Raw genomic sequence first — 10,253 nt, forward strand, 5'->3', positions numbered from 1 at the left:
GCATACACTCCGTGTCAGGCTTGTTCGGGGGCGGCGAACGGTGCGTCCAGTGGTGCGGTGTCAAACGTACGCAGCAGTTCGATGAGAATCTGCGTGGCCGGCCCGAGCGGTTTGTCCTTGTTCGAATACAGGTAAAAGCTCGGGTTACGGCTACCGCCCTGATCCAACGGTAGCAGCTTGAGCGTACCTTCCTTGAGTTCCCGTTCGATCATGTGCCTGGGCAGCCAGGCAAACCCCAGACCGCTGCTGACGAAGGTCGCGGCGGTGGCCAGGCTGCCGACGGTCCAGCGCTGTTCGGCACCGAGCCAGCCAACGTCCCGTGGCTGCTGGCGGCCCGAGTCGCGGATCACCACTTGCATCTGGCTTTCCAGGTCCTGGAAGTTCAGTTCGCGGTTGAGGCGGTGCAGGGGATGCTCCGGATGGGCGACCGCGACGAACTCGACGTCGCTCAACTCCGCGCCCAGGTAACCGGGAATACTGAACCCGGTGATGGCCAGGTCGGCCACGCCTTCGAGCAGGACCTCCTCCACGCCCGACAGCACTTCCTCACGCAGCCGCACCCGGCAGCCACGGCTTTGCGGCATGAACGCGGTCAAGGCGCGGACGAGGCGGGCGCTTGGGTAAGCGGCATCGACCACCAGGCGCACTTCGGCTTCCCAGCCCTGCTCCATGTGATGGGCCAGGTCTTCGAGTTGACTGGCCTGTTTCACCAATTGCCGGGAACGGCGTAACAGCACGCCGCCGGCTTCGGTCAGCACGGCTTTGCGTCCGTCGATGCGCAGCAACGGCACGCCGAGCTGATCCTGCATGCGGGCCACGGTGTAGCTGACTGACGATTGCGAGCGATGCAGCGCCTCGGCGGCCTGGGCGAAACCACCGTGATCGACCACGGCCTGCAGCGTTCGCCATTGATCAAGGGTCACGCGGGGCGCTTTCATGTTGAGCTCCTCTTGTCCTAAGCTGGCAGCCCTTATTGGAGGCTGCTGAATGAAAAAATTCTGTTGTGTGCTGCTGGCGCTGCTGCCGCTGACGGCGATGGCTTACCCGATCGATGTGAAAAAAGACCTCAACGGCATGAAGATCGATTACCAGACCTACGACACGGATAGCGACATCGGCTCCATTCAGGTGGCCAACTACGGCGACGTCGATGCCAGCTGCAAGGCCGTTTTCATCAATGGCCCGGAAGCACCGCGTACCCGCAAGATCGACGTATCGGCCGGCAAACACAAAAATGCCACCGTCAAGTTCACCCGCAGCATCATCAAGCTGCGCATCGAGCTGACCTGCACCCCGAAATGACAGCGATCTCCTGTGGGAGCAAGCCCGCTCCCACAGAGGCATGGGTTGCTTATAAACGAATTTATTGATGGGTTATAGCAGTTATTTGCGCTTTTTCATCGATATGACTCTGTTTAACCTTCACTCCATCGACCTACCGCATTCTCAGATGGAGGCTACATCCCATGTCCCGCGTTCTGATCATCGAAAGCAGTGCCCGTCAGCAAGACTCGGTTTCCCGCCAACTGACCCAGACCTTCATCAGCCAGTGGAAAGCCGCTCACCCGAATGACCAGATCACCGTCCGCGACCTGGCCGTCAAGCCGGTGCCGCACCTGGACATCAACCTGCTGGGTGGCTGGATGAAACCCGCCGAGCAGCGCAGCGACATCGAACAGGCGTCCTTGGAACGCTCCAACCAGTTGACCGATGAATTGCTCGCCGCCGATGTACTGGTCATGGCCGCGCCCATGTACAACTTTGCGATCCCCAGCACCCTGAAAGCCTGGCTCGACCATGTGCTGCGTGCCGGCGTGACCTTCAAGTACACCGAAACCGGTCCGCAAGGCCTGCTCAGCGGCAAGCGCGCCTATGTGCTGACGGCTCGCGGCGGCATCTATGCCGGCAGCACCGCCGATCACCAGGAACCGTACCTGCGTCAGGTCATGGGCTTCATCGGCATCCACGACGTGACGTTCATCCACGCCGAAGGCATGAACCTGGGCGGTGACTTCCAGGAGAAAGGCCTGAACCAGGCGAACGCCAAGCTCTCGCAAGTGGCCTGACCGGTTAATCGCCAGATAATCGCTGGATGGTCTAGTGACCTGGCGCAACCCTTCAAGGCTGTACGCGCATCGAACCTCCCTTCGCACTGGTTGCTCCTGAGTGCCCTGGCCCGATTGAACGCTTTAGCGAGATCGGGCTTTTTTTTGCCTGCGATCTGACAAACACCTACAAAACTCTGTGGGAGCGAGCCTGCTCCCACAGGATTTGGCGTATTTTCCGACAGCTTTCGGGGATCGCGATTCAAAGCGAAAACCGCTATCGTCGCCGCCATTCGAAATGAGGCGAGCATGGGCTATCTACTTTTTGTCACGCTGATCCAGGCGTTTTCCTTCAGTTTGATCGGCGAGTATCTGGCCGGTCATGTCGACAGTTATTTCGCAGTCTTGGTACGTGTGCTACTGGCGGGGCTGGTGTTCATTCCACTGACCCGCTGGCGCTCGGTGGAACCGGCGTTCATGCGCGGCATGCTGCTGATCGGTGCGTTGCAGTTCGGCGTGACCTACGTCTGCCTGTACCTGAGCTTTCGCGTACTGACGGTGCCGGAAGTGCTGCTGTTCACCATCCTCACGCCGCTGCACGTGACCCTGATCGAAGATGCGCTCAATCGCCGTTTCAATCCCTGGGCCCTGGTCGCGGCGCTGGTGGCGGTGGCGGGGGCGGCGGTGATTCGCTTTGACCGGATCAACCCGGACTTCTTCATGGGGTTCCTGTTGCTGCAACTGGCCAACTTCACCTACGCCGCCGGTCAGGTGCTCTATAAACACCTGGTCGCCCGCCACCCGAGCGATCTGCCGCATTACCGTCGCTTCGGCTACTTCTACCTCGGCGCACTGGCGGTGGCGTTGCCGGCGTTTTTGTTGTTCGGCAAGCAGAACTTCCTGCCTGAAGCGCCGTTGCAATGGGGCGTGCTGCTGTTCCTCGGCCTGGTCTCGACCGCTTTGGGGCTCTACTGGTGGAACAAGGGCGCGTGCCTGGTCAATGGCGGGACGCTGGCGGTGATGAACAACCTGCATGTGCCAGTGGGGTTGCTGATCAACCTGCTGATCTGGAACCAGCATGAGGAACTGGGGCGGTTGTTGCTCGGCGGTTCGGTGATTTTGCTGGCGGTGTGGATCAGTCGGTTGGGTATACGCAAGCCGATAGTGGCACGCTGAACCCTGTGGGATTGTGTGATGCCTTACTGTTACTTCGGGGCTAACTGCCCCACCAGAAACTCGATAAACGCCCGGGTCTTCTGCGGCACCCGCCGGGCTGACGAATACACCGCGTTGATGGTGATCGCCGGGGCCTGCCATTCGCACAGCACCGGCATCAGTCGCCCGGCCGCCAATGCATCCTCGACGATAAAGTCGGGCAGCAGGGCGATGCCCATGCTGGCCTCTGCAGCCTGGGCCAGCAAATCACCGTTGTTGGCGTGCAACGGCCCGGTGACATTCACCCGCTGGGTTTCCTTGCCATTGCACAGTTGCAGGCTGACACCACTCTGTAGATACCCGTAGTTCAGACATTGATGGGCGCGCAGATCCTGCGGAGTCTGCGGAACACCCGCACGCTCGAGATAAGCCGGGGATGCCACCATGATGCGCGGCGCGGGCGCCAGTTGCCGGGCGATCATCGTCGAGTCAGGCATGCTGGCGATGCGGATGGTCACGTCAAAGCCGCCCCGCACCGGGTCGACCTGCTGGTCGCTGAGCACCAGTTGCAGTTCGATGTTCGGGTGCTGTTCATGAAACAGCGGAATCAACGGCCCCAGCCGCCGAAGACCGAACGACATCGGCGCATTGACCCGCAACACACCGCGTAACTCGCCGATGCCGTCACGGGCGCGTTGCTCGGCCTCGTCCAGTGCCGCCAACACCTCCCGTGCTGCATCGAAATACTCGGCCCCGGCCTCGGTCAGGTGCAGGCTGCGGGTGGTGCGTTGCAGCAATTGCACGCCGATGGCTTCTTCCAGCGCCTGAATCTGTTTGCTGACTTTCGAGCGCGGCACGTCCATGGCGCGGGCGGCTGCGGCGAAGCCGTTCTCGCCGACCGTGACGACGAAGGCGCGCATGCATTCGATGCGATCCATATTGTCCCTATTTTAGAATCAATGATTCTCTATTTTAGGTAATTGTCCCTTTTATCGCCAGTCCCTAAAGTGACATCCAAGCCGACAACAACGCCGCTGAAGGCAACGTCGACTAACCCCTTACCCATTCGAAGTATCGACATCAAAAGGAACGCGCCATGTCTATTCGTGAACTGCTCAACCCAACCAACTCCGCCCTGATCCTGATCGACCACCAGCCGCAAATGGCATTCGGCGTGCAGTCCATCGACCGTCAGACTTTGAAGAACAACACCGTGGGCCTGGCCAAGGCGGCGAAGATCTTCAACGTACCGACCATCTACACCTCGGTCGAAACCGAAAGCTTCAGTGGCTACATCTGGCCTGAATTGCTGGCAGTGCACCCGGATCAAAAGCCGATCGAGCGCACCTCGATGAACTCTTGGGAAGACAAGGCGTTGGTAGACGCGGTGAAAGCCACCGGGCGCAAGAAGCTGATCATTGCCGCGCTGTGGACTGAGGTCTGCCTGACTTTCCCGGCGCTGGAAGCCCTGGCCGAAGGCTACGAGGTCTACATCGTCACCGACGCTTCGGGTGGCACCAGTAAAGAAGCCCACGACATGTCGGTGCAACGGATGATTCAGGCCGGCGCGGTGCCAGTGACCTGGCAACAAGTGTTGCTCGAATACCAGCGTGACTGGGCACACAAGGACACTTACGAGGCGGTGATGGAACTGGTGCTGGAACACAGCGGCGCGTACGGCATGGGCGTGGATTACGCCTACACCATGGTGCACAAGGCACCGCAGCGGCAGGTGAAGTAATCCATAAATACATCAGTAACGATGCGGTTCATGTGGGAGCGGGCTTGCTCGCGAAAACGGAGTGTCAGTCGACATCAATGTTGAATGACCCACCGCATTCGCGAGCAAGCCCGCTCCCACATTTGTTTTTGGGTGTTACATCCTGCGTTTTTCGGCTTCGGGAAGATGGCTTGCGCCCAGTACCGCCGGCAATATCCCCGCCCGCAAATCCGATCCACTCGGCTGCTGATAAAGACTCAACCCAAACTCCGGCAGCACCGCCAACAGATAGTCGAAAATATCGCCCTGGATCCGCTCGTAGTCGGCCCACGCCGTGGTGCGAGTAAAACAGTAGATTTCCAGCGGAATGCCCTGGGCCGTGGTCTGCATTTGGCGGACCATGCAGGTCATGTTCGGCTGGATCCCCGGGTGACTCTTCAGGTAGGCCAGCGCATAGGCGCGGAAAGTGCCGATGTTGGTCATCCGCCGACGGTTGGCCGACATGGCCGCGACGTTGCCCTGGGCTTCGTTCCAGGCCTTGAGTTCGGCCTGTTTGCGGCTCATGTAGTCGGTGAGCAAGTGCACCTGGGACAGCTTCTGCTCTTCGTCGTCACGCAGAAAACGTACGCCGCTGGCGTCGATGAACAGGCTGCGTTTGATCCGGCGGCCACCGGAAGCCTGCATGCCGCGCCAGTTCTTGAACGACTCGGACATCAGGCGCCAGGTAGGGATCGAGACGATGGTCTTGTCGAAGTTTTGTACCTTGACCGTGTGCAGCGTGATGTCCACCACATCGCCGTCGGCGCCCACCTGGGGCATCTCGATCCAGTCGCCGACCCGCAGCATGTCGTTGCTGGTCAACTGCACGCTGGCGACGAACGACAGCAGCGTGTCCTTGTAGACCAATAGAATCACCGCCGACATGGCACCCAGACCCGACAGCAGCAACAGCGGCGAGCGGTCGATCAGCGTGGCGACGATGATGATCGCGCCAAATACGTACAACACCATTTTCGCCAGTTGCACATAGCCTTTGATCGAGCGGGTGCGGGCGTGCTCGGTGCGAGCGTAGATGTCCAGCAGGGCGTTGAGCAAGGCGCTGACCGCCAGCAGCAGAAACAGGAAAGTGAAGGACAGCGCGACGTTGCCGAGGAAATTCAGGCTGGTTTTGCTCAGGTCCGGCACCAGATTGAGACCGAACTGGAGCACCAGCGAAGGCGCGATCTGCGCCAGGCGATGGAACACCTTGTTCTGTAGAAAATCATTGACCCAGTGCAAGGCCGGCTGGCGGCCGAGCATTTTGGCCGCGTGCAGAATGAGGTAACGCGCCACCCGTCCGAGGAACAGCGCAATTGCCAACAGCAGCAACAGCGACAGGCTGGAGTGCACGAGCGGGTGCTGGTCGAGGGCCCCCCAAAGGTCCAGGATGTTGATCCAGAGCTGTTTGATATCCATGGTCGAAAACGATTCTTCTGTAAGGCGCGAAAGGGGATTAGAGCATTTAAGACGCTTTGTATTACGTTCGGGGAAAAATCAGGCAACAAAAAACCAACTGTTTACCGCCATTTGTATAAAGAAACTCGGCCTGAGCGCTCGAAACCGTTACCCTATGCAGCTGTTTTTTTGCATTTCTTCGAGGTAGCACCCGTGTTTTCCCAATTCGCCCTGCACGAACGCCTGCTCAAAGCCGTGGCCGAGCTGAAATTTGTCGAGCCAACGCCTGTGCAAGCCGCGGCCATTCCGCTGGCGCTCCAGGGGCGTGACCTGCGGGTGACGGCGCAAACCGGTAGCGGCAAAACCGCTGCATTCGTTTTGCCCATCCTCAACCGTCTGATCGGCCCGGCGAAAATCCGCGTCAGCATCAAGACCCTGATCCTGCTGCCGACCCGCGAACTGGCCCAGCAGACTCTGAAAGAAGTTGAACGCTTCTCGCAGTTCACCTTCATCAAGTCCGGCCTGATCACCGGCGGCGAAGACTTCAAGGTCCAGGCAGCGATGCTGCGCAAGGTGCCGGACATCCTGATCGGTACGCCGGGCCGGATGATCGAGCAGTTGAACGCCGGCAACCTCGACTTGAAAGAAGTTGAAGTACTGGTGCTCGACGAAGCCGACCGCATGCTCGACATGGGCTTCGCCGAAGACGTTCAGCGTCTGGTGGACGAGTGCACCAACCGTCAGCAGACCATGCTGTTCTCCGCCACCACCGGTGGTTCGGGCCTGCGCGAGATGATCGCCAAGGTCCTGAACAACCCTGAGCACCTGCAGCTCAACGCGGTCAGCCAGCTGAACGACACCACTCGCCAGCAAATCATTACCGCTGACCACAACCAGCACAAAGAGCAGATCGTCAACTGGCTGCTGGCCAACGAGACCTACCAGAAGGCCATCGTCTTCACCAACACCCGGGCCATGGCCGACCGTATCTACGGCCGCCTGGTGGCGCAGGAATACAAAGCGTTCGTGCTGCACGGCGAGAAAGACCAGAAGGATCGCAAACTGGCGATCGACCGCCTGAAGCAGGGCGGCGTGAAAATCCTCGTGGCCACCGACGTCGCCGCTCGCGGTCTGGACGTGGACGGCTTGGACCTGGTGATCAACTTCGACATGCCGCGCAGCGGCGACGAATACGTGCACCGCATCGGTCGTACCGGCCGCGCCGGTAACGATGGCCTGGCCATCTCGCTGATCTGCCACGGCGACTGGAACCTGATGTCGAGCATCGAGCGCTACCTCAAGCAGAGCTTCGAGCGCCGCACCATCAAGGAAGTCAAAGGCACCTACGGCGGACCGAAAAAGGTCAAGGCCTCGGGCAAGGCCGTCGGCGTGAAGAAGAAAAAGACCGACGCCAAGGGCGACAAGAAGAAAACTGCCGCCAAGACCCCGACCAAGCGCAAGAGCGCCAACCGGCCGAAGAGCGATTCCCTGGTCAGCAAGGACGGCATGGCCCCGCTCAAGCGCCGCAAGCCGGAAGCGCCGGCGGCTGAGTAAGTCGATGCCGTGACCAAAAAAACCGGACAAATGTCCGGTTTTTTTATGCTCGAAATTCCTCAAACGATCAGCTTTCGGCTTTCTTGTCTGTCGTCTGCAACTTTTTCAAACGCTAATCAATCAACTGGTATTTATCCGGCAAATCCTTGCTGGCCGTGCCCAGACCCATCTTCTGCAACTCGTCGTTGATCTCTTTGGTTTTGGCCGGATTTTGCTCGGTGAGCTTGGCCACTTCCCGGGCCAGTTGCTCGCGCTTGGCGGTAGCTTTCTCGGGGGGGGGGAGGCCCAATCGGGGAGGGCGCAGGCGAAGTTAGTGGCGAGAGTGAGCGTCAGAAGGGATTTCATGAGAGGCCTCGGGATCCGTGTTGGGCGGTTAATCGGTTGAGGCTGTGGGGTTCGGAAAGTTCATACCGCTGCTTCTGTAGGATAAATACGCTCTCGGAAATACCGTCGCCTGGCCGCCGCTTTCCCCCCTTGTATCAAGAAACGTCCTGCATACCGGTCGGAATCGCCCGATTTAACCGCTACCGTTCGTCCCCCATACTTTTCGAATGGATCCATTATCTGACGTCAGGATGACGGCTCTCTAATATCGCGCCGCTATTGTGCTATCACCTTCCGCTTCGAGGGATCGAACATGTACTCACCCGCCCTTGTGGCGAGGTTGTGCCTGGCTTTGCTGTGCCTTTCTCCGCTGAATTCTGCAAGTACTGTCACCACCCCGGGTGACACTGATCTCATCCGCGAACGTCAGGATCGTCTGCTCGAAGAGCAACGTCGGCGTCTCGAAGATCTCAAGGAATTGCCCAGTAAGGAAACCAAACCCGTTCAACCCGCGGCGCCTGCGGACACCCGTTGTTTCCCCATCACAGACATCGAACTCAAGGGCGCCGACAGCCTTTCCGATAGCAAAAAAAAACGTCTGCTCAAGCCTTACATTGGCCAATGCCTGGGCGTCACTCAGCTCAACGAACTGCTGAAAGTCATCACCGATCACTACATCGCAAAAGGCCTGGTCACCAGCCGTGCTTATTTGCCGCAGCAGGATTTGTCCGGCGAGCACCTGAAGGTACTGGTGGTCGAGGGCAAGCTCGAAGGGTTGAAAGGCGCGCAGGGCAGCAAGCTGTCGGACCGTGAGCTGGGCATGGCATTCCCCGGAAAAACCGGTGAGTTGGTCAACCTGCGCGAAATCGAGCAACTGGTCGATCAACTCAACCGCTTGCCATCGAATCAGGCACAGATGGAGTTGGCACCGGGCAAGAACGTTGGGGGCAGCGAAGTACTGGTCAAAAACTCCCCGCAAAAACCCTGGCGCGCCGGGTTGTCCCGCAGCAACGACGGCATGCGCAGCACCGGCGAGCAGCAGTGGGGCACGACGTTTGATTGGGACAGCCCGCTAGGGCTGGCCGATCAGTTGAATCTGCGAGGTGGTCACGATGCGGTGAGCGATCACCAGCGCACCTCCAGCAACACAATGCTCAATTACAGCCTGCCGTGGGGCTGGTGGAACTTCAGTTACGCCTACAGCCAGAGTGACTATCGCTCGTTGGCCCAGGCCAACGGCTTCAATTTCAAACAGATCGGCGACAGCGAAAACCATCAACTACATGCTGAGCGGGTGATCCATCGCGATGCAGTGAGCAAGACCTCGCTCAGCACTGGCTTGTCGTACCTGCGCACCAACAACTTCATCGAAGGTAGCAAGCTCAAGCTGAGCAGTAACCGCATCAGCGAAGCAAAGTTTGGGATCAATCACGGTCGGCGAGTCGGCAGCGCATTCGTCAACCTCGACCTCGGGATGCAAGAGGGTATCGGTGCGTTCGATGCGCAGGGCAACGATCACCCAGGCCCTGGCGAACCGAACGCGCGCTACCGCAAATACACCGCCACGGCGAGCTACTTGCAGCCGTTCAAGCTATGGGGCGAGTCACTAAGTTTCAGCAGCCTGATGACCGGCCAGCGCAGTGAAGACGTACTGTTCGGCCCGCAGCGCACTAGCCTCGGCGGGTTGTCGTCGATCCGTGGTTACAAGGACCAATCCCTGTCCGGTGACAGCGGCGGTTACTGGCGCAACGACCTGCGCTGGAGCCGGCAGGTCACCCTGGATTGGCTGCGCTCTGTGTTCGCTGAATACGGCACCAGCCTCGGTTACGACCAGGGCGTGATTCGCAACGATCGCTTCAACGGCGATCAACACGGGCGCATGTCCGGCAACTCGGTGGAGGTGTTTGCTCGCGGCCAGCACCTCGCCGCGAGCGTGACCTTTGCCCATTCCCTTGAACGTCCGGACGCCCTGACCGAGCGCGAAGCGCCGATCTGGTTCCGGATGGATTTCTTTCTCTGAT

Annotated in this window: 9 protein-coding genes and 1 pseudogene; 6 read left to right on the forward strand and 4 right to left on the reverse strand. The window is 59.4% G+C overall.

All coding sequences use genetic code 11. The features are described 5' to 3' along the window. Positions 1–14 precede the first annotated feature (14 nt). Positions 15–938, reverse strand: a complete 924-nt coding sequence (locus KGA85_RS05365; protein WP_095058943.1) for a LysR family transcriptional regulator — start codon at positions 936–938, stop codon at positions 15–17. Positions 939–987: 49 nt separating this feature from the next. Between KGA85_RS05365 and KGA85_RS05370 the strand changes: the two genes are divergently transcribed. The 3 genes from KGA85_RS05370 (at position 988) to KGA85_RS05380 (ending at position 3,221) form a co-directional block, all read left to right on the forward strand. After that, positions 988–1,302, forward strand: coding sequence for a 3-phosphoglycerate kinase (locus KGA85_RS05370; protein WP_223456364.1), 315 nt, complete (start codon positions 988–990; stop codon positions 1,300–1,302). Between the two features lie 164 nt (positions 1,303–1,466). Beyond that, positions 1,467–2,066 (forward strand): FMN-dependent NADH-azoreductase, encoded by a 600-nt coding sequence (locus tag KGA85_RS05375; protein ID WP_046043697.1) that lies wholly within the window; start codon positions 1,467–1,469, stop codon positions 2,064–2,066. A 288-nt stretch (positions 2,067–2,354) separates the two neighbouring features. Beyond that, a complete protein-coding gene (locus KGA85_RS05380) occupies positions 2,355–3,221 on the forward strand; it encodes a carboxylate/amino acid/amine transporter (RefSeq protein ID WP_223456363.1) in 867 nt (288 codons plus the stop codon). Positions 3,222–3,250: 29 nt separating this feature from the next. Here KGA85_RS05380 and KGA85_RS05385 read toward each other — a convergent pair whose 3' ends face one another. Beyond that, complete coding sequence (locus KGA85_RS05385) at positions 3,251–4,138, reverse strand: LysR family transcriptional regulator (protein WP_223456362.1); 888 nt, start codon at positions 4,136–4,138, stop codon at positions 3,251–3,253. Between the two features lie 158 nt (positions 4,139–4,296). Here KGA85_RS05385 and KGA85_RS05390 point away from each other — a divergent pair, with 158 nt between their 5' ends. After that, positions 4,297–4,941, forward strand: coding sequence for a hydrolase (locus KGA85_RS05390; protein ID WP_008018228.1), 645 nt, complete (start codon positions 4,297–4,299; stop codon positions 4,939–4,941). Positions 4,942–5,076: 135 nt separating this feature from the next. Here KGA85_RS05390 and KGA85_RS05400 read toward each other — a convergent pair whose 3' ends face one another. Further along, the gene (locus KGA85_RS05400; RefSeq protein WP_223456361.1) at positions 5,077–6,375 is read right to left on the reverse strand and encodes a mechanosensitive ion channel family protein; all 1,299 of its coding nucleotides are present in this window, start codon (positions 6,373–6,375) and stop codon (positions 5,077–5,079) included. A gap of 192 nt (positions 6,376–6,567) precedes the next feature. Here KGA85_RS05400 and KGA85_RS05405 point away from each other — a divergent pair, with 192 nt between their 5' ends. Next, positions 6,568–7,908, forward strand: a complete 1,341-nt coding sequence (locus KGA85_RS05405) for a DEAD/DEAH box helicase (protein WP_007972492.1) — start codon at positions 6,568–6,570, stop codon at positions 7,906–7,908. A gap of 112 nt (positions 7,909–8,020) precedes the next feature. On the opposite strand, the pseudogene KGA85_RS05410 reads toward KGA85_RS05405, so the two are convergent. Next, positions 8,021–8,253: pseudogene (locus tag KGA85_RS05410) on the reverse strand (hypothetical protein). 292 nt (positions 8,254–8,545) lie between these two features. On the opposite strand from KGA85_RS05410, the gene KGA85_RS05415 reads away from it, so the two are divergent. Next, positions 8,546–10,252 carry a ShlB/FhaC/HecB family hemolysin secretion/activation protein gene (locus KGA85_RS05415; RefSeq protein WP_223458032.1) on the forward strand — a complete coding sequence of 569 codons (1,707 nt, stop codon included), beginning with the start codon at positions 8,546–8,548 and terminating at the stop codon, positions 10,250–10,252. Position 10,253 lies beyond the last annotated feature (1 nt).

It is taken from the genome of Pseudomonas sp. GL-B-12, assembly GCF_019955895.1.
In the GTDB taxonomy this organism is placed as follows: Bacteria; Pseudomonadota; Gammaproteobacteria; order Pseudomonadales; family Pseudomonadaceae; genus Aquipseudomonas.

What these genes read in the sequence shown, in the direction of transcription:
- KGA85_RS05365 (WP_095058943.1), bottom strand. Translation starts at nt 938, where the DNA reads ATGAAAGCGCCCCGCGTGACCCTTGATCAATGGCGAACGCTGCAGGCC.
- KGA85_RS05370 (WP_223456364.1), top strand. Translation starts at nt 988, where the DNA reads ATGAAAAAATTCTGTTGTGTGCTGCTGGCGCTGCTGCCGCTGACGGCG.
- KGA85_RS05375 (WP_046043697.1), top strand. Translation starts at nt 1,467, where the DNA reads ATGTCCCGCGTTCTGATCATCGAAAGCAGTGCCCGTCAGCAAGACTCG.
- KGA85_RS05380 (WP_223456363.1), top strand. Translation starts at nt 2,355, where the DNA reads ATGGGCTATCTACTTTTTGTCACGCTGATCCAGGCGTTTTCCTTCAGT.
- KGA85_RS05385 (WP_223456362.1), bottom strand. Translation starts at nt 4,138, where the DNA reads ATGGATCGCATCGAATGCATGCGCGCCTTCGTCGTCACGGTCGGCGAG.
- KGA85_RS05390 (WP_008018228.1), top strand. Translation starts at nt 4,297, where the DNA reads ATGTCTATTCGTGAACTGCTCAACCCAACCAACTCCGCCCTGATCCTG.
- KGA85_RS05400 (WP_223456361.1), bottom strand. Translation starts at nt 6,375, where the DNA reads ATGGATATCAAACAGCTCTGGATCAACATCCTGGACCTTTGGGGGGCC.
- KGA85_RS05415 (WP_223458032.1), top strand. Translation starts at nt 8,546, where the DNA reads ATGTACTCACCCGCCCTTGTGGCGAGGTTGTGCCTGGCTTTGCTGTGC.